At 72.7% G+C, this 24,315-nt stretch carries 21 protein-coding genes; 11 read left to right on the top strand and 10 right to left on the bottom strand.

The annotated features are described in order from the left end of the window. Positions 1 to 70 precede the first annotated feature (70 nt). Together N542_RS0103770 and N542_RS23265 are read left to right on the top strand one after the other, a co-directional pair. Positions 71 to 1,000, top strand: coding sequence for an MBL fold metallo-hydrolase (locus N542_RS0103770; protein WP_028642790.1), 930 nt, complete (start codon positions 71 to 73; stop codon positions 998 to 1,000). A gap of 81 nt (positions 1,001 to 1,081) precedes the next feature. Further along, a complete protein-coding gene (locus tag N542_RS23265) occupies positions 1,082 to 2,362 on the top strand; it encodes a lactate racemase domain-containing protein (protein WP_051551371.1) in 1,281 nt (426 codons plus the stop codon). On the opposite strand, the gene N542_RS23260 is transcribed toward N542_RS23265, so the two are convergent. Next, the gene (locus N542_RS23260) at positions 2,275 to 3,273 is read right to left on the bottom strand and encodes a LacI family DNA-binding transcriptional regulator (protein ID WP_036506287.1); all 999 of its coding nucleotides are present in this window, start codon (positions 3,271 to 3,273) and stop codon (positions 2,275 to 2,277) included. The two genes, N542_RS23265 and N542_RS23260, sit on opposite strands and share 88 nt — an antisense overlap. Positions 3,274 to 3,338: 65 nt before the next feature. Continuing rightward, the gene (gene uidA / locus N542_RS0103755; RefSeq protein WP_028642789.1) at positions 3,339 to 5,114 is read right to left on the bottom strand and encodes a beta-glucuronidase; all 1,776 of its coding nucleotides are present in this window, start codon (positions 5,112 to 5,114) and stop codon (positions 3,339 to 3,341) included. Positions 5,115 to 5,242: 128 nt separating this feature from the next. On the opposite strand from uidA, the gene uxaC reads away from it, so the two are divergent. The 4 genes from uxaC to N542_RS0103735 all read left to right on the top strand — a co-directional run bounded on the left by uxaC (position 5,243) and on the right by N542_RS0103735 (position 9,573). Continuing rightward, a complete protein-coding gene (uxaC, locus tag N542_RS0103750; protein WP_028642788.1) occupies positions 5,243 to 6,649 on the top strand; it encodes a glucuronate isomerase in 1,407 nt (468 codons plus the stop codon). A 5-nt stretch (positions 6,650 to 6,654) separates the two neighbouring features. After that, on the top strand, positions 6,655 to 7,824 hold the full coding sequence (locus tag N542_RS23255) for a mannitol dehydrogenase family protein (RefSeq protein WP_036506285.1): 1,170 nt from the start codon (positions 6,655 to 6,657) through the stop codon (positions 7,822 to 7,824). 56 nt (positions 7,825 to 7,880) lie between these two features. Then, positions 7,881 to 8,414 (top strand): cupin domain-containing protein, encoded by a 534-nt coding sequence (locus N542_RS23250; RefSeq protein WP_051551368.1) that lies wholly within the window; start codon positions 7,881 to 7,883, stop codon positions 8,412 to 8,414. Positions 8,415 to 8,508: 94 nt separating this feature from the next. Continuing rightward, positions 8,509 to 9,573, top strand: a complete 1,065-nt coding sequence (locus N542_RS0103735; RefSeq protein ID WP_028642787.1) for a M36 family metallopeptidase — start codon at positions 8,509 to 8,511, stop codon at positions 9,571 to 9,573. A gap of 11 nt (positions 9,574 to 9,584) precedes the next feature. Here N542_RS0103735 and N542_RS0103730 read toward each other — a convergent pair whose 3' ends face one another. From N542_RS0103730 to N542_RS0103720, 3 genes are all read right to left on the bottom strand, one after another. Beyond that, positions 9,585 to 12,158, bottom strand: a complete 2,574-nt coding sequence (locus tag N542_RS0103730; protein ID WP_028642786.1) for a family 78 glycoside hydrolase catalytic domain — start codon at positions 12,156 to 12,158, stop codon at positions 9,585 to 9,587. A 70-nt stretch (positions 12,159 to 12,228) separates the two neighbouring features. Continuing rightward, positions 12,229 to 12,660: a nucleoside deaminase gene (locus N542_RS0103725; RefSeq protein WP_028642785.1), complete on the bottom strand. Its 432-nt coding sequence runs from the start codon at positions 12,658 to 12,660 to the stop codon at positions 12,229 to 12,231. Between the two features lie 23 nt (positions 12,661 to 12,683). Then, positions 12,684 to 13,169 (bottom strand): tRNA adenosine deaminase-associated protein, encoded by a 486-nt coding sequence (locus N542_RS0103720; RefSeq protein WP_028642784.1) that lies wholly within the window; start codon positions 13,167 to 13,169, stop codon positions 12,684 to 12,686. Positions 13,170 to 13,271: 102 nt separating this feature from the next. On the opposite strand from N542_RS0103720, the gene upp reads away from it, so the two are divergent. After that, positions 13,272 to 13,913 (top strand): uracil phosphoribosyltransferase, encoded by a 642-nt coding sequence (gene upp / locus N542_RS0103715; protein WP_028642783.1) that lies wholly within the window; start codon positions 13,272 to 13,274, stop codon positions 13,911 to 13,913. A 122-nt stretch (positions 13,914 to 14,035) separates the two neighbouring features. Here the strand turns inward: upp and N542_RS27370 are convergent, their stop codons facing one another. Then, positions 14,036 to 14,212, bottom strand: coding sequence for a hypothetical protein (locus tag N542_RS27370; protein WP_155992845.1), 177 nt, complete (start codon positions 14,210 to 14,212; stop codon positions 14,036 to 14,038). 147 nt (positions 14,213 to 14,359) lie between these two features. Between N542_RS27370 and N542_RS23245 the strand changes: the two genes are divergently transcribed. Beyond that, complete coding sequence (locus N542_RS23245) at positions 14,360 to 16,822, top strand: DUF7507 domain-containing protein (protein ID WP_051551367.1); 2,463 nt, start codon at positions 14,360 to 14,362, stop codon at positions 16,820 to 16,822. Positions 16,823 to 16,851: 29 nt separating this feature from the next. Then, on the top strand, positions 16,852 to 17,607 hold the full coding sequence (locus tag N542_RS23240) for a GTP pyrophosphokinase (protein ID WP_231482441.1): 756 nt from the start codon (positions 16,852 to 16,854) through the stop codon (positions 17,605 to 17,607). Here the strand turns inward: N542_RS23240 and thpR are convergent. Genes thpR through N542_RS23235 form a run of 3 tightly spaced genes read right to left on the bottom strand, consistent with a single transcriptional unit; the run spans position 17,574 to position 20,174 of the window. Beyond that, entirely contained in the window at positions 17,574 to 18,137 is a 564-nt protein-coding gene (gene thpR / locus N542_RS0103695; RefSeq protein ID WP_028642782.1) for an RNA 2',3'-cyclic phosphodiesterase, read from the bottom strand. The genes N542_RS23240 and thpR overlap by 34 nt on opposite strands. After that, on the bottom strand, positions 18,137 to 18,880 hold the full coding sequence (locus tag N542_RS0103690; RefSeq protein ID WP_051551365.1) for a VIT1/CCC1 transporter family protein: 744 nt from the start codon (positions 18,878 to 18,880) through the stop codon (positions 18,137 to 18,139). The genes thpR and N542_RS0103690 overlap by 1 nt, the downstream gene beginning before the upstream one ends. Before the next feature lie 16 nt (positions 18,881 to 18,896). Beyond that, on the bottom strand, positions 18,897 to 20,174 hold the full coding sequence (locus N542_RS23235) for an MFS transporter (RefSeq protein ID WP_231482434.1): 1,278 nt from the start codon (positions 20,172 to 20,174) through the stop codon (positions 18,897 to 18,899). Between the two features lie 93 nt (positions 20,175 to 20,267). Here N542_RS23235 and N542_RS0103680 point away from each other — a divergent pair, with 93 nt between their 5' ends. After that, a complete protein-coding gene (locus tag N542_RS0103680) occupies positions 20,268 to 20,576 on the top strand; it encodes an ArsR/SmtB family transcription factor (protein WP_028642780.1) in 309 nt (102 codons plus the stop codon). Here N542_RS0103680 and N542_RS0103675 read toward each other — a convergent pair. Beyond that, positions 20,542 to 21,999, bottom strand: a complete 1,458-nt coding sequence (locus N542_RS0103675; protein ID WP_028642779.1) for an MDR family MFS transporter — start codon at positions 21,997 to 21,999, stop codon at positions 20,542 to 20,544. The two genes, N542_RS0103680 and N542_RS0103675, sit on opposite strands and share 35 nt — an antisense overlap. A gap of 143 nt (positions 22,000 to 22,142) precedes the next feature. Here N542_RS0103675 and glgX point away from each other — a divergent pair, with 143 nt between their 5' ends. Continuing rightward, positions 22,143 to 24,311: a glycogen debranching protein GlgX gene (glgX, locus tag N542_RS0103670; RefSeq protein WP_028642778.1), complete on the top strand. Its 2,169-nt coding sequence runs from the start codon at positions 22,143 to 22,145 to the stop codon at positions 24,309 to 24,311. The last annotated feature ends 4 nt before the right edge of the window (positions 24,312 to 24,315 follow it).

The raw sequence follows: 24,315 nt of genomic DNA, 5'->3' as shown, positions 1-24,315 counted from the left end.
ATGCCAGTGATCGGCGGACGTGATGGCCGCCACTCTTGTCCGGTCGCGGGCCGTCGGGCTGACTGGAGCCATGACCTGGGATGACGGCGACTCGTACCTCGAAGAGATGGCTCCGGGCGTGTTCGCCTTCGTGCAGCCCGATGGCGGCTGGATGGTGAACAACTGCGGCGTCATCACCGACGCGTCGGGCGACGCCGTCATCGTCGACACCACCTCGACGGAGAGGCGCAACCGTGCCTTCCTGGCCGAGGTCGCGGGCGTCTCCGAGCGTGACCCGAAGATCGCGGTCAACACGCACTCGCACCCCGACCACACCTACGGCAACGGCTTCCTGCCGCCGACGACCACGATCATCGGCCACCACCTCTGCCGTGCGGGGGTGCTGCGCGCCGGCCTGGCCGCCACCCAGGAGCTGCCGGCCGACTACGGCGACCTCGTCGTCCGCGCGCCCGACCTGACCATCGACAGCGACATCTCGCTGCACCTCGACGAGTTCGCGGTCGAGCTGAAGATCATGGGTCCGGCGCACTCCACCAACGACGTGGGCGTCTGGCTGCCGGAGCAGAAGGTGATGTTCGCCGGCGACCTCGCCTTCTCCGGTGGCCACCCGATCTTCATGGAGGGCTCGATGCTGGGCTTCCGGAGGGCCACCCAGCGGATGCGGGCGCTCGAGCCCGAGGTGCTGCTGCCCGGCCACGGGCCGGTCTGCCGCGGCGAGGACGTCGGCCGCGTGCTCGACGAGCTGGAGGCGTACGTCGGGTGGATCAGCGACATCGCGACGACGTCGTACGCCGCCGGGCTGACGCCGCTCGAGGCGGCGCAGAAGGCCCTGCAGGACAGCCCGTACGCCGACCTGCCCGAGAGCGAGCGCGTCGTGTGCAACCTGCACCGGGCGTACGTCGAGCTCACCGACCACGAGCCGACGGTCACGCTGAACATCCCCAGCCTGTGGCCGGAGATGGTCGCGCTGAACGGCGGGCCGATCGTCAGCCACGCCTGACCCCGGCCGTGCCGCCGGGACCCGACCCGGACGCGGGCCTCGTCCTCCGGTGATCTCCAGGCAGGTGGCAGAGTGCGGAGCATGACCCTGATCGGCGGACCGGACGTCGAGCTCGACGACGCACAGGTCGCCGCGTTCGTCCGGGCGTCGCTCGACGGCCTCGACCTGGACGGCAGGAGCGTCTGCCTCGTCATCCCGGACGCCACGCGCAGCTGCCCGCTGCCCCGGCTGGTGCGGGAGATCCACGCCGCGCTGGTGGACCGGGTCAGCTCCATGACCGCGCTGGTCGCGCTCGGCACGCACGCGGCCCTGAGCGAGGAGCAGCTGGACGTCCACGTCGGTGGGCCGCACCCCGGCCTGGTGGTGGCGAACCATGCGTGGTGGGAGCCCGAGACGTTCGTGTCGCTCGGCAGCATCGGGGCCGACCGGGTGCGACAGCTCTCCGACGGGCGGCTCGACCAGGCCGTCGAGGTGCGGATCAACCGGCACGTCGTCGAGAGCGACGTGGTGGTCGTCGTCGGTCCGGTCTTCCCGCACGAGGTCGTCGGCTTCTCGGGCGGCAACAAGTACTTCTTCCCGGGCGTCGCCGGCCCCGAGGTCATCGACCTCTCGCACTGGCTCGGGGCGCTCATCTCCAGCGTCGAGATCATCGGCACGCCGGGCACCACCCCGGTCCGCGCCCTGATCGACGAGGCCGCGGCGATGATCCCGACCGAGCGGCACGCGCTCTGCCTCGTGGTGACGTCGGGGAGCGGCACGCTGCGGGCGATGTCCTTCGGCGCGCCCGAGGACGCCTGGGCCGCGTGCGCCGCCGTCTCCGCCCGGACCCACATCCGCCACCTGGACCGACCGGTGCGCCGCGTGGTGTCGCTGGTCCCCGAGAAGTACGACGACATGTGGACCGCCGCCAAGGGCTTCTACAAGGTCGAGCCGGTCGTGGCCGACGGCGGCGAGGTGATCATCTACGCCCCGCACATCACCCAGATCTCCGCGATGCACCCGGAGATCAACGACATCGGCTACCACTGCCGTGACTACTTCACCGCGCAGTGGGAGCGCTTCTCCCACCTGCACTGGGGGGTGCTGGCGCACTCGACGCACCTGCGCGGCGCCGGGACGTACGACGCCGAGCACGGTGAGCGGCTGCGGGTGACCGTCACGCTGGCGACCGGCATCCCCGAGGCCGTCGTACGCGCGGCCAACCTCAACCACCTCGACCCGGCCGAGGTCGACCTCGCGGCGTACGGCGCCGACCCGGAGACCCTGGTCGTGCCTCAGGCCGGCGAGGTGCTCTTCCGTCTGGGTGGAGCCGTCGAGCCCCGCACGACCAGCCGGGTCGGGAGCACCATCGCCCGCTCGTAGGTGCGTCCCTCGCGCGACACGAGCGTCTCGACCGCCCGCGCCCCCATCTCCCGCGCCGGCGCGGCCACCGTGGTGAGACCGGGCAGGACCAGGTCGGCGGCGAAGATGTTGTCGAAGCCGACGACGCTGACGTCGTCGGGCACCCGACCGCCGCGCTGCTGGATGCCCCGGACCAGGCCGATCGCGACCTGGTCGTTGTAGGCGACCACCGCGCCGGTGGCCGCGGGCAGCTCCTGCGCCGCCCGGGACCCGCCGGCGACCGTCGGCGGGTAGGGACCCAGCCGGGTGACCTTGACCCCGAGCTGCTGGCCCGTCTCGAGCACGGACCGCCAGCGCATGCCGTCGGCCCACGAGGCCTCGGGGCCGGCGAGGTAGGCGACCCGGCGGTGTCCGAGCCCCGCGAGGTGCTCCAGCGCGCTCCGGGCACCGAGGGCGTGGTCGGGCGCGATGCTGGGCAGGTCGGTCACGACCCGGTTGAGGACCACCACCGGACGCTGCCGGGCCGCCGCACGGATGGCGGTGTCGGACATCCGGGAGCCTGCGAGCACGAGACCGTCGACCAGCGGGAGCGTCCGCTCGAGCACCTGCTGCTCGTGACGGGCGGACTCCCGGGAGTCGGAGAGCAGCATCGTGCACCCGGCGGCGGAGGCCGCGGCCTCGGCGCCGCGGATGATCTCGAGGTAGTAGGGGTTGCCGATGTCGGAGACGGTCAGCGCCACGACTCCGGTGCGCGCCGTGGTCAGGGCCTGCGCGATCCGGTTCGTGCGGTAGCCCAGCTCCGCGGCCACCTCCCGGACGCGGGCCGCGGTCTCGGCGTTGACGCGTCCCGGCCGGGAGAAGGTGCGGGAGACCGTCGAGGGCGCGACCCCGGCCAGCGCCGCGACGTCGTAGATCGTCGCCTGCTTCGCCACCCCGTCAACGTAGTCGCGAACGGCAACCGGTTGCCAGCGGCTCAGGCGGTGGGTCAGGCGGTGCGTCAGGCGGTGGGCCGCCAGCGCCGGCGCAGCGCGTGCGCCACGGCCTTGGGCCGGCGCTCGCGGGTGAACACCCCCTTGCGGTTGCCGTCCACCCGCGAGACCCCGGAGGAGGTCGCGAAGTCGGCGAAGTTCCACACGTGCTCGCCGACCACCCCGTCGACCCGGTCGAGCACCCGGTGGGTCATGTCGAGCAGCGCGACCTGGTACTCCTCGGTCCACGGCACGTCCGCGATCGCGTGCAGACCGGGCAGCGCGTCACCGCCGTACTCCGTGAGCACCACCGGCCGACCCTGCGCCGCCCACGCCCGGAGCTCCGCCTCGAGCCGCACCTCGGCGGCGGCCAGGTCGCCGGCGTCGACGTACCAGCCGTAGTAGCGGTTGATCATCGTGATGTCGCACAGGTCGCTGACCCGGCAGCGGCCGGCGGGCGCGAGGAACATGTTGACGACGCCGACGGGACGGGTCGGGTCGAGCTCGCGGGTCAGGTCGAGCAGCGGCGCGAAGTAGGCCCGCGACTCCTCCGACGTCGTCTCGGGCTCGTTGGCGATGCACCAGACGACGACGCTGGGGTGGTTGCGGTCGCGGGCGACGAGCTCGCGGATCGCCTGCGCGTGCACCTCCCGGGTGGTGTCGTCGATGGTCTCGGACGAGTACGTCGCCCTGGTGTCGGCACCGATCTGGCCGCCGGACAGGGGCAGGTTGAGACCGACGGCGGCGGTCTCGTCGATGACCACGATGCCGTGACGGTCGGCGTAGTCGAGCACCTCCTCGGCGTACGGGTAGTGCGAGGTGCGGAACGAGTTGGCGCCGATCCAGGCCATGAGCTCGAAGTCGTGCACCATCAGCGCGTCGTCGTGGCCCTTGCCGCGCACCGCCGCGTCCTCGTGCTTCCCGAACCCCCTGAAGTAGAAGGGCTCCCCGTTGATGAGGAAGCTGCTGCCACGCACCTCGACGGTGCGGACGCCGACCGGCTGGGTGCAGGTGTCGATGACGACACCGTCGACGTGCAACGTGACGACCAGGTCGTGGAGGTAGCCCTCGCCGGGCCGCCACGGGTGCACGTCCGGCACGACGAGCGTGCCGCTCGCGCCCGACCCGGTGGCGACCTCCCGACCCTCGGCGTCGACCAGCGCGACGCTCACCTCGGCGACGCCGCCGCCGACCTCGACGTCGTACCCCACGGTGCCGGTGCCGTCGTCGAGCCCTGTGGTCACGACGAGGTCGGCGACGTGGACCCTGGGCGTGCTGCAGAGGCGGACCGTCCGGTGCAGCCCGGCGTAGTTGAAGAAGTCGTGGTGGTAGCGCTGCCGTCGGCGGCCGCCGTCGTCGAGCACCTCACCGGGCGGGATGGACCGGAACGTGAGCTCGTTGTTGACGACGACCGTCACCCGGGCGGCGCTGCCCGGAGTCACCAGGGCGGTGACGTCGGCCTCGAACGGCGTGTAGCCGCCCTCGTGCGAGACCACCTCGACGTCGTCGACGTACACCGTGGCCCGGTGCGTGGCCGCGTCGAAGCGCAGCACGATCCGCTGTCCGACCCATCCGGCCGGGACCTGGACCCGACGTTGGTACCACGCGTCACCCACGTGGTCGCGGAAGTCGGCGCTGGGGACGATGTCGTTGTAGCTGGCGGGCACCGGCATGCTGCGCGAGCCCACCAGCGGCGCCCGCCACCACTGGTCGCGGCGGCCGTCGCCGGCGGCGTCGAGCACGAAGTCCCACAGCCCGTCGAGCGACTTCGTCTCACGGGTCGGGGTGTCCTGGGGGCGCATCATCCGGTCATTGAGGCACGGCCCCGCAGCGCGCGACAAGAGGTTGCCAGGTGTTGCGCCGAGCGCCGGGGGGCCGCGACAACAGGTGGCAACCGATGGCCAGCGGGACCGGCCGGCGCGACAGTGGAGGGGTGCCCGCCCTCGAGCCCCACCCCGACCGGCTGCTGCCGCCGGACCCGACCACCCGCGCCGTGGCGCGCGAGCTGTACGAGTCCGTGGCCGCGCTGCCGATCCTGTCGCCGCACGGGCACGTGGAGGCGTCGCTGCTGCTCGCCGACGAGCCGTTCCGCGACCCCGCCAGCCTGCTGATCACCCCGGACCACTACGTGAAGCGGCTGCTGCACGCCCACGGCATCGGCCTGGAGCGGCTGGGTGTCGGCGTGGACGACCCGACCGAGGCGGAGTCGCGCGAGATCTGGCGCGTCCTGTGCAGCCACTGGCCGCTCTTCCGCGGGACGCCGGTGGCCTACTGGTTCGAGTCCGAGCTGGCCGACATCTTCGGCGTCACGCAGCGCCCGAGCGAGCAGTCGGCCGACGCCCTCTACGACCAGGTCGCGGGCTGTCTCGAGCGGCCCGAGTTCCGGCCGCGCGCGCTCTTCGAGCGGTTCGCCATCGAGGTGCTGGCCACGACCGACGACCCGGTCGACGACCTCGCGCCGCACGCCGCCCTCGCCGCGGACCCCGGCTTCACCGGCCGGGTGCTGCCGACCTTCCGCCCCGACCGCTACCTCGAGCCCGGGCAGCCGGGCTGGCGCGCAGCCGTCGACGCGCTCGGGTCGGCCGCCGGCGTGGATGCCGGCACCCGCTCCGGCCTCGTCGACGCCCTGGAGCGACGCCGGGCGTGGTTCGTCGCCCACGGCGGCACATCGGCGGACCACAGCCACGTCGACCTGGGGTCCGAGCCGCTGAGCGAGGTCGAGGCGGACCGGATCCACCGCGCGGCGTACGCCGGCCGGGCCAGCGCCGACGAGACCACGGCGTACCGCCGGCACCTGCTCTTCGAGATGGCGCGGATGTCGACCCAGGACGGCCTGGTGATGACGCTGCACCCGGGCATCCGGCGCAACCACCACCGTCCGACGCTGGAGCGCTTCGGGCCCGACCAGGGCCACGACCTGCCGCTCGCGATGGAGTACACCGATGCGCTGCGGCCGATCCTCGAGCGCTTCGGGGTGCACCCCGACCTGCACCTGGTGCTCTTCACGGTCGACGAGACCGTCTTCTCCCGCGAGATCGCACCGCTGGCCGGCTTCTACCCGAGCGTGTACGTCGGTGCGCCGTGGTGGTTCCTCGACGCACCCGACGCGATCCGGCGCTGGCGCTCGGCGGTGACGGAGACGGTCGGCTTCGGCAAGCTGTCGGGGTTCGTGGACGACACGCGGGCCTTCTGCTCGATCCCGGCCCGGCACGACATGGCCCGACGCCTGGACGCGGGCCACCTCGCCCAGCTGGTCGTCGAGCACCGGCTGGCCGACGACGAGGCCCACGAGACGATCCGCGAGCTCGTGGAGAGCCCGCGACGGGTGTTCAAGCTGTGAGGCCGGTGCGGCTGGTCCACCTGGGCCTCGGCAGCTTCTTCCGCGCCCACCAGGCCTGGTACACCGACCTCGCTCCGGACGCCGAGGACTGGGGCATCGCCGCCTTCACCGGGCGCAGTCCCGCCCTGGCGGAGGCGCTGCGCGCGCAGGGGGGCCGCTACACGCTGGTGACCCAGGGCCCGGCGGGCCCGACCTTCCGCCGCATCGCCGCGCTCTCGGACGTCCGGGCGGCCTCCGAGCACGAGGCGTGGCTGGCGCACCTCGCCGACCCGGCGGTCTGCGTCGTCACGATCACCGTGACCGAGGCGGGCTACGGCCCGGGCCCCGGCGCCGCCCCGGCCCGGCTGGTCGCGGGCCTCGCCGCGCGGCGCGCTGCCGGGGCGGGCGCGATCTCGCTGGTGCCGTGCGACAACCTCCCCGCCAACGGCCCGATGCTGCGGTCCGTGGTGCGCGAGCTGGCCGAGCCCGGGCTGCGGGCCTGGATCGACGACCACGTCGACTTCGTGACGACGATGGTGGACCGGATCACCCCGGCGACCACGGACGCCGACCGGGCCCTGGTGCTCGCGGAGACCGGCGTCGAGGACCGGGCGCCGGTGGTGACGGAGGCCTACTCCGAGTGGGTCCTCAGCGGGGCGTTCCCGGCCGGTCGGCCGGACTGGGACGCGACGTTCGTGGATGACGTCGCGCCGTACGAGCGGCGCAAGCTCTGGCTGCTCAACGGCGCCCACTCGCTGCTGGCGTACGCCGGGCTCGCCCGCGGTCACGAGACGGTGCAGCAGGCGGTCACCGACCCGACGCTGCGCGGCTGGGTCGAGGAGTGGTGGGACGAGGCGGCCCGGCGGCTGCCGCAGTCCCCGGCGGAGACGGCGGCCTACCGCGTCGCGCTGCTGGCCCGCTTCGCCAACCCGGGCATCCGGCACCTGCTCGCCCAGGTCGCCCTGGACGGCGACCAGAAGATCCCCGCGCGGATCCTGCCCAGCCTGCGGGCGGAGCGCGCCGCGGGACGGCTGCCGACCGGCTCGGCACGCGTGGTCGCGGCCTGGGTCCGCTGGGTCGTCGCACCCGGACCGGTCGACGAGGCGGCGGTCGAGCGGGTGCTGGGCCCGGTCGCGCCCGACCTGGCGGCCGACCACGAGCTCGTGCGGGCGCTCGCGTCGATGCCTGGCATGTGAGGCCGCGATCGGCCGGAGCCTTGCTGCGCCCGTGTGGCTGCCGTTGACTCGGCGCCATGACGAGCATCCCCCGCCGCGTGGTCACCGGCCACACGCCCTCCGGAGTGTCCGTGGTGCTGTCGGACGGTCCGGTGCCGGTGAGCCGGTCGCTGCCGGACGACGGCGTGGACTTCCACGAGGTCTGGAACACGTCCGGGGCGCCCGCGCGGGTGACGGCCGTCGAGCCCGACGAGCCGACGCAGCGCACCCTCGCCGTACCGCCACCGCCGCTGGGCACGAAGATCCGGATCAACGAGTTCGCTCCCGGCCACCTCGACGAGCGTGGCCTGCAGTCCCCGGTGCACCGCACGGCGTCGATCGACTACGGCATCGTGCTCTCGGGCGAGATCACCCTGGTCCTCGACGACTCCGAGGTCACGCTGCGCGCCGGCGACATCGTCGTGCAGCGCGGCACCGACCACGCCTGGGCCAACCGGGGCACCGAGGTCGCGCGGGTGGTCTTCGTGCTGGTCGACGGCGAGCTCGACCCCCAGCTGGTGGAGAGCATCGGCGGGCTCGACGGCCTGATGCACGGCGGCCCGCGGGACTGATCCGTCCCGGTGGATGTAACGGCACTCCCCTCTCACGACATGTCCTGCTGTCGAGACATCGGTCCCGGCGGGGAACCTGCTCGGGAGGAATCGGATGATCCACACACCTCGGACCGCGGCGGCGATGCTCGCCGCCACCTGCCTGCTCGGCGCGGGCGTCCTCGCCGCCCCGGCCGACGCGACCAAGCCGGGCAGCGACAGCACGACAGGCACCGGCAGCGTCTTCGAGGTCAACCCGGTCCAGTCCTCGGGCGACCAGTCCCTCACCGACCAGAAGGACGCCGCCTCGGCGGTCCCCGCGACAGCGTACGCCTCCGTCGCGCTGCGGAACCTCGACGGCTCCGGCTACCTCGACGGCAGGTGGGCCAACGTGCGCAGCAGCACCGGGCCCGCGGCGTACAGCACGGTCAACAGCTTCGTCTACACCCGCGACGACGACCGCTTCGAGCAGGTGATGGCGTACTTCTGGGTCAACCAGGCCCAGGAGTACCTGCAGTCCCTGGGCTTCGGCACCCGACTGCCGGCCGTCAACGCGGAGAGCCAGGACGTGCGGGTCGACCAGTACGGCATCGACAACAGCTACTCCACCGACAAGCAGGACTTCATCCGGCTCGGCAAGGGCGGCGTCGACGACGGCGAGGACGGTGAGGTCATCGTCCACGAGTACGGGCACGCCGTGCACGACTCGCAGGTGCCCGGCTTCGGCTCGAGCCTGGACGCGGGCTCCATCGGCGAGGCGTTCGGCGACTACCTCGCGGTGACCGTCGGCCTCGACGCGGCCGGGCAGTACGGCTGGCCGGTCAGGACCCCCGCACCGTGCGTGGCCGACTGGGACTCCGTCTCCTACACCTCGACCAGGCCGCACTGCCTGCGTCGGCTCGACTCCGGCCTGGTGCTCGAGGACCGACAGGGCGAGGTGCACGCCGACGGCACGATCTGGAGCGGAGCCCTGTGGGACATCCGGCAGCGGTACGCCGCGCTCGGGATCGGCTCGCGGGCGTGGGACACCACGCTGATCGACAGCCAGTTCGACTACACGCCCGACACCTCCTTCCAGGCCGCGGCGAAGGCGACGTACGACGCCGCACTGGCGCGTGACGGCCGTCGGGCCGCGGACGCCGTCCGCGCGGGCTTCGCGGCTCGGCACATCTACCTCTGAGAGCGCCGACCTCAGCCGAATGAGTGCTCCCCCGGGCCCACCTCCTCCGTCGCACCCGACGGCAGCACGACGGTGGCGGTGCAGCCCGGCGGGACGGTGACGTCCAGGGAGAGGCCCCCCTCGCTCAGCTCCCACGCGACCGAGATCCGGCCGTGCGGGGAGTCGTGGTGGGTGCGGGTCCAGGTGAGCCCTGCGCCGGGACGCGGGGCGACCTCGAAGGTGCGCCACGTGGGCGACGTACGCCGCAGTCCGGCGCTGTAGCGGTGCAGGAAGGAGATCACCGCACCCTTGGAGTAGTGGCTGAGCGACTCGTGCGGCACGCCATCGGCGTCGATGCCGTCCCACAGCTCCCACACGGTGGTGGCGCCGCGGTCGACCATCGCCAGCCACGACGGCGAGCTGTCCTGCATCAGCAGCTCGTAGGCCAGGTCGAGGTGGCCGTGGTCGGCGAGCACCGGCAGCAGGTCGGGGGTGGCGAGGAAGCCGGTGCCGACGTGGACGCCGACGTCCCGCACCAGCATGGCGAGGTCGTCGGCCGCGCGCCGGCGCAGCGACTCCGGCAGCAGGTCGAAGGCCAGCGCGCGCACCAGGTTGGCCTGGGTGTGGGGCACCACGCGCCCCTCCACCACGAACTCCGCGACCCACGCGTCGACGACGGCGCGCGACAGCTCGTCGTACCGGTCGGCGGCCACCTTGTCGTCGAGCACCCTCGCGATCTCCGCGGCGTGCCGGGTCGACCAGGCGTAGAAGGCGGTGGCGACGACGGACTTGTCCTCCTTGATGAAGGCCTCGAAGTCGGCCGGGTTGCCGTCGGGCTCGAGCCACTCGCCCCAGTGGAAGCCGGTGTCCCACAGGTAGCGGTCGTGGGGACGCGGCTCGGGGTGCCGGGCGATCCGGTCGGGGTGCCGGTCGTGGCCGGCCATCCGCTCGGTCCGGTCCAGCCACGCCACCACCGCCGGCCACAGCTCGGCGAGCACCGCGACGTCGCCGTACTCGCGGTAGAGCTCGAGTGGCACCAGCACGACGGCATCGCCCCACCCTGCCGAGCCGTTGACCTGCTCGAGGAAGCCGGTGCGCTCGGCCACCGGGATCGGCGCCATGTTGTTGAGGGTGCCGTCGTCCCACTGCATCGCGGCGAGGTCGCGCAACCACTTGAGGGAGAAGCCGGCGACGTCGTAGAGGTACGACGCGGTCGGCACGTAGAGCTGCCAGTCGCCCGTCCACCCGGCCCGCTCGCGCGTCGGGCAGTCGGTCGGCACGTCGCACGCGTTGCCGCGGAAGCTCCAGACCGCGGCGTCGTGGAGCCGGTTGAGCCGCTCGTCGGAGCAGGTGAACCCACCGCGCCGCGGCAGGTCGGTGTGCACCACCACGCCGGTGACGTCGGCCGCCGAGATCGGCGGCAGGTCGCCCTCGACGCGCACGTAGCGGAAGCCGTGGGTGGTGAAGCGCGGCTCGAAGACGTCGCCCTCGACCCCCGCGGAGACGACGTGGTCGACCTGGCCGGCGGTGAGGTCGGGCAGGAACGGCAGGTTCGGCACCAGGTGGTCCATCGTCACGTCGCCGTCGGCGCCGAGGGCCTCGCCGTGGGTGAGCGTGACCTCGGTCCCCGTCGGGCCGAGGGCGCTCAGGCGCACGTGCCCGTTGATGTTCTGGCCGAGGTCGACCACCTGGACGCCGTCGCGGACCGCGGTCACCGACACCGGACGCAGCTCCTCGACGGCCCGCACGGGCGGGGCGGGCGAGGAGGTCAGCGCGTCGTAGCCGACCTCCGCGACGACGACGGGCCGCCAGCCGCTGGGCTCGACGAGGCGTCGGTCCTCGCGCTGGCCGTCGATGAGGTCGGCAGCCACCACGTGCGAGGTGGTCCACTGCCAGTCCGGCCCGGTGCCGTGCACGGTGGTCGTGCCGTCCTCGTGCTCGACGACGAGCTGGGCGAGGTACGCCGTACGGTCGCCCCACTGGTCGCTGGCCCGCGGTGCGCCCACCTTGCCGCGGAACCACCCGTCGGCCAGCAGCGCGTCGAGCACGTGCCGGCCCGGGGTGAGCCGCTCGGTGACGTCGTGGACGCGCACGTGCGTGTGCACGGCGTACTCGGTGTAGCCGGGCGCGAGCTCGTCGTCGCCCACCCGGACACCGTCGAGCGAGGTCTCGTGCAGGCCGTGGGCGGTGACGTGCAGCCGGGCGCTGCGCACGGGGGCGTTGACGAAGACCTCGCCGCGCAGGCGGTACGCCGGCCGCTCGCCGGCGGGCGGCACCTCGGCCTCGTCCGCGCCGACCCAGGCGGCCGTCCAGTCGGCGGCGTCCAGCAGCCCGGTCTCGAGCCCCGTGGGCTCCGACCAGCCGAGGTCGCGACCGTCGGCCCACACGTGCACCCGGACGCGGCGCCGCTCTCCGGACCCGAGCTCGTCGGCCGGCCAGGGGACGAGCACCGTCTCGGCCGAGTCCGTCCGCCCGTACGACGTCCCGTCGACCTCCAGCTCGTAGGCGTCCTGGGCGACGGCGTCGGCGGGCAGCTGCCAGGAGAGGCGCGGCCGCCGCTCGGAGATGCCGACGGGGTGGTCCAGGTGCTCGACTCGAACTCGCATGTGACCACCCTCACGGCCCGGCCGCGGCCCCGCCAATCACCAGGACGGACGGTTGGTATCAGCACCGCGGTCAGCGATGGCCGGCGAAGAACTCCTCGAGCAGCGCCGCCGACTCGTCGGCCAGCACCCCGGCGACGACCTCGGGCCGGTGGTTGAGGCGACGGTCCCGTACGACGTCCCACAGGCTGCCGACGGCACCGGCCTTGGGGTCCCACGCGCCGAAGACCACGCGGCCCACCCGGGCGAGCACGGCGGCGCCGGCGCACATGGTGCACGGCTCCAGGGTGACGACCAGGGTGTGCCCGTCGAGCCGCCACTCACCGCGCGCCCGGGCCGCCTCGCGGAGCGCGACCACCTCGGCGTGCCCGGTCGGGTCGTGGTCGGCCTCGCGGACGTTGCGGCCGCGCCCGACCGGCGTACCGCTCGGGTCCAGGACGACCGCGCCGATGGGGACGTCGTCGGTCGCCAGCGCGGCGCGCGCCTCCTCGAGGGCGGCGAGCATCGCGCCGTCCCAGCGTCCGATGCTCACGCCGAGGTGAGACCGATCGCGTCGTCGAAGAGCTCGCCGAACCCGAGCCTGCGGGCCACGTCGGAGAGCATCTCGTCGGGGTAGAGGTCGACGTCGTCGAGCAGCACGCCCATGTCCATCGCGTGCATGCCCAGGTCTCCGAGCAGGTCCAGGTCACCCGCCGGGACCTGGTCGTCCTCGTCCTCCGGCGGCGGCAGGCCGAGGAAGCTGACGGCCGAGCTGGCCAGCTCCCACTCGTCGGCGGCGGTGATGTCGGAGAGCAGCACGCGGGTGGTCGGGCCAGCGACCCGGACGATCACGAAGAAGTCCTCGTCCATCGCGACCAGGCCGACCGCACCACCGTCGCCGGGGAGGCGGCGCAGCGCGTGTGAGAGCCGGTCGACGTCCTCGATCACGTCGTGGGCGAGCTCGGCGACGGTCCAGACGCCCTCCTCGCGGAACGCGGCCAGAGCGAAGTCGACGGCCTCGATGTCGTCGGTCATGGCGTGCCTCCGTTTCCGAGTGCCGCGTTGGGTCTTCCAGAGTGTCAGACCAGGTTGGTGCGGCCAAGCCCCTTTCCCTGGTGGAGCACTAGTGTTCCGGCTATGCGCACCCACGTCGTCGACCACCCGCTCGTCGCCCACAAGCTCACCGTGCTGCGCGACGTCGGCACCGACTCCCCGACGTTCCGCAGCCTGGCCGACGAGCTGGTCACGCTGCTCGCCTACGAGGCCACCCGCGACGTCCGGGTGGAGCCCTTCGACATCGTCACGCCGGTCGCCCCCGCCACCGGCATCAAGCTGGCGAGGCCCCGGCCGCTGGTGGTCCCGATCCTGCGCGCCGGCCTGGGCATGCTCGACGGCATGATGCGCCTGCTGCCCACGGCCGAGGTCGGCTTCCTCGGCATGATCCGCAACGAGGAGACGCTCGAGGCCGCGACGTACGCCGAGCGCCTGCCCGACGACCTGTCCGGACGCCAGTGCTACGTCCTCGACCCGATGCTCGCGACCGGCGGCACCCTCGCCGCGGCGATCAAGTTCCTCACCGACCGCGGCGCCGACCACATCACCGCGGTCTGCCTGCTGGCCGCCCCGGAGGGCTGCGCCCGCCTGGAGAAGGAGCTCGAGGGCCTCGACGTCCCCGTCACCGTGGTGACCGCCGCGATGGACGAGAGGCTCAACGAGAAGGGCTACATCGTCCCCGGCCTCGGCGACGCCGGTGACCGGCTGTACGGCGTGGTGGGCTGAGCGGGCTGGTCCCGCCTGCCCCAGGAATCACCGGTGCACCGGGGATCGCGGCACTTCTCGGCTGTTGCAACGCCTGAGAAGTGAGGCGATCACCGGTGAACCGGTGATTCCGACGGCCCCGGCTACCCGCCCGGGAAGATCTGCACCTTGCCGGTCGCGACCAGGACCATCAGGACCAGGACGAGCACGCCGAGGACGACGTACACCCACTCCTTGCTGGCCCGGCTCTCGTCGGTCTCGGGCGCGTCGTACCGGTGGCCGTCGTCCCGGCCGCGGCGCTGGTCGTCGTCGTCCGTCATGCCCCCCCAACGAGGCACCGGCGCCGAGGTCATGACCGTACGGCGCGATCCCGATCACAGCTCGGGGCGTGACCCGGGCCACCTCCTGACCTAGGCTCGACCCGGCACGCGGCTCGGGTACCGCGGGCAACGGACCGAGGGGTAGGCGTGCCGCGCTGGTCGAGTCGGGTCCTCCTGGCGGTCGTCGCCGCCGGCACGCAGCTCGCGCTGGCGATGGCCCTGGCCCCGTCGCCGAGCGACGCCGCGGTGTTCGCGCCGCTCACCCGCATCCACGACGAGCAGGTCAACGGCGACTTCACCATCTCCGGCAACGCGGTCCTGGTCTGCCCGGTCGCCGCGGGGACAGCGCGCACGGAGTGCCTGGCCGCGAGCAGGCGTGGGAACTCCTTCAACAACAACCGCTTCGCGATGACGTACGCCGACGTCGACCCGGACCCGACGACGTACAACTCCTCGACGGCGAGCGTGACGATCCCGGCGGGCGCGCACGCGACGTACGCCCGGCTCCAGTGGGGCGGCAACCGCGACGGGCAGCAGTGCGGGGTGGGCGCCGCCGGCACCTATCCGCCCGGCTCGGCGGCGACGCAGCAGGTGCGCCTCACCGTCGGTGACGCCGCCACCCGCGACGTGAGCCCGGCCGGCTACACGACCGACACGGCCTCGGTCGGCTACTACAGCGCCGACGCCGATGTCAGTGACGCGTTCGCCGACCTCCCTGACGGCCGTCCCGTGACGGTCACCGTCGGCAACGTCTTCGCCCCGACGGGCCTGGGCTGCTGGGGTGGCTGGTCGGTGACGGTCGTCTACGACACCCCGGACGCCGGGTGCGCCGTGCAGCGGCGGGAGGTCTTCGTGTACGACGGCCACGTCCGCCAGGGCGTCTCGGACCCGCCGCTCGACGCGACCGTCGCCGGGCTGCGCGTCGCCGGGACTCCCGCCCACCTCGGCGTCACGGCCTTCGAGGGTGACAGCGGCCAGACCGGCGACCAGCTGCTCCTGAACGGGACGAACCTCCCCGAGCCCAACACCGGCGCGCTCGCCAACTTCTTCAACTCCACGGCCGACCACCAGGGCTCCCCCGACTACCCCAACAACTTCTCGATCGACGCGACCTCGCTGACGGTGCCGTCGGGGGTCATCGCCCCGGGCGACACGTCGGCCGCGCTGCAGGTCAGGACCAGTGGCGACGCGTTCCTGCTCACCGGCCTCGCGCTCTCGGTGCCGGTCCCGTCGCTGTGCATCGAGAAGTCGGTCAGCCCGGCGGCCGCCCACCCCGGTGACCCGCTGACCTGGACGATCCGGGTGTCCAACCCGAGCACGGCCGACGCCACCGGCGTCGCCGTTGCCGACGTCGAGGTGCCGGGCTGCGCCCGCGCCGTCGGCGCCCTGGCCGCCGGGCAGGAGAGCACCTACACGTGCACGTCGACCGCGCCCGCCGACGACCTGACCAACACCGCGACGGTGACCGGCACGGATGCTGGTGGAGGCGCCCTCTCCGACACGGCGAGGGCCACCGTCGACGTGCTCCACCCGGCGATCGCCGTGTCCAAGACCGCGTCGGCGGCCGTCGTCCGTGCGGGGCACCCCGTCACCTGGACCATCCGCGTCGACAACACCGGTGACACCCCGCTGGACCCGGTCGCCGTCGACGACGACGTGGTCGACGCCTGCGACCGTCGCGACCTCGGCCCGCTCGCAGCCGGCGCGGACACGACGTACGACTGCACCGGCACCGTCACCGCCGACCTCACCAACACCGCCACCGCGACCGGGACCGACGGGCTGGGCCTGGGCGTGAGCGACACCGCGTCGGCGTCCGTCACGACCGAGGCGCCGGCGATCACGATCACGAAGGCCGCGGACGTCGAGCGCGCGGCCCCCGGCGACCTGGTCACCTGGTCGCTGCAGGTCCGCAACACCGGCTCGGTGCCGCTCGCCGACGTGTCCGTGACCGACCCGCAGACCCCCGGGTGCGACCGCACCTCCGCCGCCCTCGCGGTCGGCGCCACCGAGCAGTGGACGTGCACGTCGACCGCCGGCACCGACGACCTGCGCAACACCGCCACGGTGACCGCGACGTCGCCGGCCGGCTTCGACGTCACCGACCGGGCGACCGCGACGGTCGACGTGACCGAGCCCGCGGCGCGCGTCGACATCACCACGACTCCCGAGGTGCCCGAGGAGGGGACGCCGTTCACCGTCTCGATCGACGTCGTCAACACCGGCGACGTGGCGCTCGAGGACGGCGTGCTAGAGCTGACCGGCGCACCGGGCTGCGACGACGACGACTTCTCCGTGCCCGCGGGCGGGAGCACCCGGGTCACCTGCGAGACCACCGTCGACGAGACGACGGAGCTGGCTGCCGAGGTGGAGCTGCAGCCCGTCCTCGACGGCAGGCAGGTGGGCGATGCGCTGGTGGTGCGCGCGTCGCTCGTGGTCAGGCCCGCCACGGCGGACACCCCGACGGTCGCGGACCCCCATGGCGGAGCGACACCGGGTGCCGCCGTCCTGCCGGCCACCGGCGCGTCCGGGGCGCTGCTGCCCCTCGGCGTCCTCGGGCTGCTGCTGGTCGGAGCGGGCGCCTGGACCGTACGGCGGGCTCTCACCTGACGGACAGGTCCACTCCGTACGGTGGTGGGGTGACTGCAGCACCGCCGCCCCTGCCTGACGAGCACTTCCGCCGGTTCATGCTCGAGCACCGGTTCGGCATGGACGAGGTGGTCACCAAGCTCAACATCCTGCGCGACGAGTTCACGCACCTCCACGACTACAACCCGATCGAGAACGTCTCGTCGCGGCTGAAGTCACCCGAGAGCCTGGTCGAGAAGATCGCGCGCAAGGGCGTCGACCTCGCCGACCTCGCGTCCTTCGACGAGGTCCGGGACCGGGTCACCGACATTGCCGGTGTCCGGGTCGTGTGCAGCTTCGCGTCGGACGTCTACCGCGTGTTCGACCTGCTCGCCCAGCAGCAGGACGTGACGATCGTCGAGGTCCGCGACTACATCAAGCAGCCCAAGCCCAACGGCTACCGCAGCCTGCACGCCCTCGTCGAGGTCCCGGTCTTCCTCTCGGGCGGTGAGGTGCCGGTGGTCGTCGAGGTGCAGTTCCGCACGATCGCCATGGACTTCTGGGCCAGCCTCGAGCACAAGATCTACTACAAGTACCGCCGCGACATCCCGACCGAGCTCCTCGACGGTCTGCACGACGCCGCCGAGACGGCGTACGCGCTGGACACCACCATGGAGCGTCTGCACGAGGAGGTGCGCGGCCTCGACGACCTCCCGGCCGAGCTGGTGGACGCGCTGCAGGGCGGCGACGGCCCGGATGCGGCGCTGCTGTCCGCGTTGCGACGGATCGGGGATCAGCCGAGCGCGAGCTCCTCGACCGTCTCGTAGCGGGGTCGCCCCCGCGGGCCCTCGCCGAGGTACGACGCCACCAGCGCGATCCGGTCGACCCGCCACGGCGGCCCGGCGTACCCGTCGAGCAGCCGGATCCAGCTCGACACCTCGGTCGGACGACCGAGCCGGGCCAGCGTGACGTGCGGGCGGAACCGCTGTCCGTCGACCGCGATGCCCGCCCGGTTCGCGGCCGCACGGCAGCCGGTGGCGAGGCGATCGAGCTCGAGGCCGCCCGACTCGTCGAGGTCGAGGCCGGCCCACAGGACCCGCGCTCGCGCGGCGTCCGGGAACGCCCCTCCCCCGGTGATCCGCGTCGCGCAGGCGGTACGGCGCGCCGCCGCCCGCTCGAGCCGCTCGACGAGCTCGTCCAGCCGGCGCTCCTCGACCTCGGCCAGGAAGGCGAGCGTCACGTGGAGCTGGTCGCTCGCGGCCCAGCGGAAGGGTGCGGCGGACCGCCGTACCTCCAGGAAGGCGTCGAGGTGCTCCACCGCCTCCTGTGGCGGGACCACGGCGACGAAGGCCCGCATCAGCCGATCTGAGTGCCGAGGGCGGAGCCGATCCCGTAGGTGACCACCATCGCGAAGAGCCCGCCGGCGACGTTGCGCAGCACGGCGCGGCGCGCGCTGCCGTAGCCGAAGCGGGCGCTCGCCCACCCGGTGATCGCCAGGGCGACGACGACCGCGGCAACCGTGAGCCAGAGGCGTACGGCCGGCGTGGCCAGCGTCATCGTCAGCAGCGGCAGCAGGGCGCCGATCGTGAAGGAGATCGTCGACGCCATCGCGGCGTTCCAGGGGCTGGTGATGTCGTCGGGGTCGATCCCGAGCTCGGCCTCGGCGTGCGCGCCGAGGGCGTCCTTCTTCGTCAGCGCGACCGCGACCTCGAGGGCGAGCTCCTCGTCGAGGCCCTTGTCGACGTAGATCCCGGCGAGCTCGGCTAGCTCCTCGTCGGGCTCGTCGCGCAGCTCGCGCCGCTCCTTGTCGAGCAGCGCCAGCTCGGAGTCGCGCTGGGTGCTGACCGAGACGTACTCCCCAGCGCCCATGCTCATCGCCCCTGCGGCGAGGCCGGCCACGCCGGCGATCACGATCGCGGACCGGTCGCTGGTCGCGCCGACCGCACCGATCACGATGCCGGCGGTCGAGACGATGCCGTCGTTGGCGCCGAGCACGGCCGCGCGCAGCCAGTTCAGCCGGTTGTTGAGCCCGGTCTGGTGCGGCTCGTCCGGGTGCGGTCCGATCGGGGCGTCGGCATCGCTGAGGTCACGGGCGGTCATGCGCAGATCCAAGCCGTCAGGACGGGCTGCCCGCAACCAAGGGAAGGCTGCGCTCGCGACCCGTCAGCCCGAGCGTGCCGGCGGTGATGCAGGCCAGCGCGACGGCGAGGGAGAACCACGGGAAGATCGCGGCCAGCCCCCAGACCGTCGCGGCCCAGCCGGCGAGGATGGTCGGCACGATCATGGCGCTGTAGCCGAGCACGTAGTACGCCGACATCACCTGTCCGCGCTGGCCAGCGGGCACGACGCTGCCCAGGTGGCGCAGCGAGCCGCCGAAGGCGAGCCCGAACGACAGCCCCATGAAGACCGCCGCGGCACCGACCAGGCCGGCGTGCCCGCTGTCGAGGGCGAGGACGCTGACGCCGAGCGCGGCCGCCGTGCCGAAGTCGCCGATGATCGCGGCCCGCTTGGCGAGCAGCCGGCCACCGAGCGCCTGGCTGAGCGCGGCCGACCCGGCCATCGCGGCGACGACCGCACCACCGAAGACGAGGCTGTGCACGCCGGTGGACTGGCCGGCGAAGGTCGGGAAGAGCGAGAGGTAGACGCCGAGCACGGACCAGGCCGCCATCACGCCGAGCACGGCGAAGCGGAAGTCCGCCGCGATCGAGGCCGGCACGTGCGGACGGGTCAGCCGCAGTCGGCCCGAGGTCCGACCGGTCCGGGCGGCGTGCGGCTCGACCATCGCCACCAGCCCGAGCAGCATCGCCAGGATGACGACCGCGACGGCGGCGTACGGCGCGACGTAGGGGTGCGGCGCGAACTGCGCCAGCAGCGAGGCGCCCAGGATGGTGACCGCGATGCCCGCGTTGATCATGATCCCGGTCAGGTGCCCGGTGCGCGCTCCGCGGGCCGGACGCAGGTCCAGCAGTGCGGCGCTGCCGACGACGACCGCCGTGCCGACCGAGGCCCCGTGCAGGACCCGCGCGACGAAGAGCGCCGCCAGGCCGTCGGCGGTCATGAAGACGACCAGACCGGCGATCATCCCGACCGCGGCCGCGAGCAGCAGCGGCTTGCGGCCGTACTTGTCCGACGCCTGGCCGGCCATCAGCACGGCGAGCAGCGCCGCGACGGCGTACGCCGCGAAGACCAGCGTGGTCGTGAGGGGCGCGAGGTGCCAGCGCTGCTCGTAGAGGCCGTAGAGCGGCGCCGGCGCACCGGAGACGCCCATCGAGGCGGCGAGGAGGACGATCAGGAGCGGGTACGCCCAGCGCTGACCGGTGGTGTGGTCGGCGGGCGGACCCGTCATCGGGCCGGTCGGCCGGCCCGTCGTCTGCTGCGTCACGATCGCGCTCATCTCGTCCTCCTGCGTGCTAAGTTCGATGTAGATCGAACGGGATGACTGTAGGACTCGGTTCGATGATTATCAAACCGAGGTGAGGAGAGCCACATGACGGACACCGACGAGGTCACCCAGGTCGGCACCCTCCAGGAGGTGCTCGCAGCCGTCTCCGACCCGGTGCGGCTGGAGATGGTGCGGCGGATGTACGCCGAGGGCGGGCCGGCGCCGTGCGCGCAGCTCTACGACGGCGTCAGCAAGTCCACCGCGAGCCACCACTTCAAGATCCTGCGCGAGGCCGGCGTCACCGATCGCAGCGTCATCGGCGGCCAGACCCACCAGCGGCTGCGCCTGGACGACGTCGAGGCGGAGTACCCCGGTGTGCTCAGCTCGATCCTGGCGGCGCGTCCGGCTCGCTGACCGTCCGCGGCATCAGCAGACCGACGCCGAGCAGCGCCACCGCGATCACCGCGGAGACCAGGAAGACCTGGTGGATGGCCGGGTCGAGGACCTCCGGGGTCAGGCTCGAGACGTCCGGCACGCCCCGACCGAGGCGCGCGGCGACCTCGTGGTTGACGAGCGCCCCGAAGATCGCGACGCCCAGCGCGCTGCCGACGGAGCGGGCGAACATCGTCGAGCCGGTCGCGACGCCCCGGTCCTGCCAGGTCACCGACGTCTGGGCGGCGATGATCGACGGGCTGGCGACCAGGCCGAAGCCGAGACCCATCACGAAGCACGGCAGCGCCAGCACCAGGATCGAGCTGTCGGGGCCGACCAGCAGGAGCAGCGACGTGCCCACCGCCGCGATCGCGCCGCCGATCAGCATCGTCGAGCGGAAGCCGAGGGTCAGGTAGAGCCGCCCGGAGCTCGACGCCGCGATCGGCCAGCCCAGCGTCATCGCGGCCAGGGCGAAGCCGGACACGACGGCGCCGTACCCCAGCACGCTCTGCGCGTAGAGCGGGACGTACGTCGAGAGGCCCATCATCAGCACGCCGACGACCAGCGAGGTCGCCATCGCCGCGACGACGACGCGGTGCCGCAGCAGCCACAGCGGCAGGACCGGCTCGGCGGCCCGCCGCTCGGCCAGCACGAAGCCCGCGAGCAGGACGGCCGAGCTCACGAACAGCGCGATGCTCACCCCCGAGCCCCAGCCCCAGCGGACACCGCCCTCGAGCAGCGCGAGCAGGAGGAGCACCCCTCCCCCGGAGAGGAGGAGCGAGCCGGCGTAGTCGATCCGGTGCGCCCGGCGCTCCACCTGCTCGTGGAAGTTGCGCCAGATCATCACCGCGGCGAGCAGCCCGAGCGGGAGGTTGATCAGGAAGATCCAGCGCCAGGACGCGTAGTCGGAGAAGAGTCCGCCGAGCGTGGGGCCGATCACCGCGGACACCGCCCAGACGCTGGCGACGTACCCCTGGACCTTGGCCCGCTCCTCGAGCGTGTAGATGTCGCCGACGATCGTCATGCTCATCGGCTGCACCGCACCGGCGCCGAGCCCCTGCACGGCCCGGAAGGCGATCAGGGCCCCCATGCTCCAGGCCAGGCCGCACAGCAGCGAGCCGAGCAGGAAGAGCCCGATGCCGACGAGCATCACCGGCTTGCGGCCGTACTGGTCGGCGAGCTTGGCGTAGATCGGGACGGTCACCGCCTGCGCCAGCAGGTAGACCGAGAACAGCCAGGGGAACTGCGTGAAACCGCCGAGGTCGCCCACGACCGCCGGCACCGCTGTCGCGAGGATGGTCGAGTCGATGGCGACCAGCCCGAGGCTGAGCATGACGGCGAGCAGGATCGGGCCGCGCTCGCTGCGCAGGCCGACGCTCGCGCGGGAGATCTCCGGAGCGGTCACGTACGGCGCCAACCCGGTGTGATGCTCGACCATTCCCGCAGGCGCTTGGTGAGGCCCCGGACCGGGTACTGGATGCTCGACCGGCCGGGACCAGTGAGGGGTGTGCTTTGATCGTTCCAATCGACGAGCAGGTGGAGGGTGTCATGGAGGTGTGGCCCGGACGCGCCTACCCGCTCGGTGCGACGTTCGACGGGAGCGGCACCAACTTCGCACTCTTCAGCGAGGTGGCCGAGGAGGTCGAGCTGTGCCTGTTCGACGCCGACGGCGCCGAGACGAGGCTGGAGCTGACCGAGGTCGACGCCTACGTGTGGCATGGCTACCTGCCGTCGGTGCAGCCGGGCCAGCGCTACGGCTACCGGGTGCACGGCCCGTGGGACCTGACCCAGGGCCAGCGCTGCAACCCCAACAAGCTGCTGCTCGACCCGTACGCCAAGGCGACGAGCGGCGACATCGACTGGGACCAGTCGCTCTTCGGCTACGACTTCGGCGACCCGGAGTCGCGCAACGACGAGGACTCCGCGGCCCACATGATGAAGAGCGTCGTGATCACGCCGTTCTTCGACTGGGAGGGTGACCGCCGCCTCGACATCCCCTACAACGAGTCGATCATCTACGAGGCCCACGTCAAGGGCCTGACCCAGCTGCACCCGGACGTGCCCGAGGAGCTGCGCGGCACGTACGCCGGCCTCGCGCACCCGGCCGTCACGGCCCACCTGACCAAGCTCGGCATCACCGCGATCGAGCTGATGCCGGTGCACCAGTTCGTCCAGGACAGCACCCTGCTCGAGAAGGGCCTGCGCAACTACTGGGGCTACAACACGATCGGCTTCTTCGCCCCCGAGGCGTCGTACGCCGCCAGCGGCGAGGGTCAGCAGGTCCAGGAGTTCAAGTCGATGGTCAAGGCCATGCACGCGGCCGGCATCGAGGTCATCCTGGACGTGGTCTACAACCACACCGCCGAGGGCAACCACCTCGGCCCCACGCTGAGCTTCCGCGGCATCGACAACGAGGCGTACTACCGCCTGGTCGAGGACGACCAGCAGTTCTACATGGACTACACCGGCACCGGGAACTCGCTCAACGTCCGGCACCCGCACTCGCTGCAGCTGATCATGGACTCGCTGCGCTACTGGGTGACCGAGATGCACGTCGACGGCTTCCGCTTCGACCTCGCCTCCACGCTGGCCCGCGAGTTCTACGAGGTCGACCGGCTCGCGACGTTCTTCGAGCTCGTGCAGCAGGACCCGGTCGTGAGCCAGGTCAAGCTGATCGCCGAGCCGTGGGACATCGGCCCCGGCGGCTACCAGGTCGGTGGCTTCCCGCCGCAGTGGACCGAGTGGAACGGCGCCTACCGCGACTCCGTGCGTGACTTCTGGCGCGGCGAGCCGGCCCTCGGCGAGTTCGCCTCCCGGCTGGCCGGGTCGGCCGACTACTACGAGCACTCGGGCCGCCGTCCGGTCGCGAGCATCAACTTCGTCACCGCCCACGACGGCTTCACGCTGCGCGACCTGGTGTCGTACAACGAGAAGCACAACGACGCCAACGGCGAGGACAACAACGACGGCGAGAGCCACAACCGGTCGTGGAACCACGGCGTCGAGGGTCCGACCGACGACCCGGAGATCCAGGCCTTCCGCGCGCGCGAGCAGCGCAACCTCATCGCGACGCTGCTGCTGAGCCAGGGCGTGCCGATGCTCCTGCACGGCGACGAGATGGGCCGGACCCAGGACGGCAACAACAACACCTACGCCCAGGACTCCGAGATCAGCTGGGTGCACTGGGACGACGCCGACCGGCCGCTGGTCGAGTTCACCGCCGCGGTGGCCCGGCTGCGCCACGACCACCCGACCTTCCGCCGCAAGCGGTTCTTCCGGGGGACGACGGTGCGCACCGGCGGCGACGGTGAGACCGGTGACCGTCTCAACGACATCGTCTGGCTGCACCTCGACGGCCGGCCGATGGAGGACGAGGACTGGAACGGCGGCGCGCAGGCGCTCGGCATGTACCTCAACGGCCAGGGCATCGCGGGCCAGGACGATCGCGGGGGCGCCATCGTCGACGACCACTTCCTGCTCTACTTCAACGCCGACGGCGACACCGAGGCGACGCTGCCACCCGCGGAGTTCGCGGCCGGCTGGGACGTGGTGATCGACACCGGCGGCAACGCCGACGACTCCCCGCCGAAGGCTGCCGGGACCACCCTGGCGCTGGGCCACCGCAGCCTGGTGGTGCTGCGCGAGCAGCGCGAGCCCGAGGTGGAGATCGACCACTCGGTCGCGGCCTCCGTGGCGGCGCAGACCGGCCGGGGCTGATCGC

This window comes from Nocardioides sp. URHA0020 (assembly GCF_000620705.1).
Classification (GTDB): Bacteria; Actinomycetota; Actinomycetes; order Propionibacteriales; family Nocardioidaceae; genus Nocardioides.
This window is presented reverse-complemented; position numbering and strand designations above follow the sequence as displayed.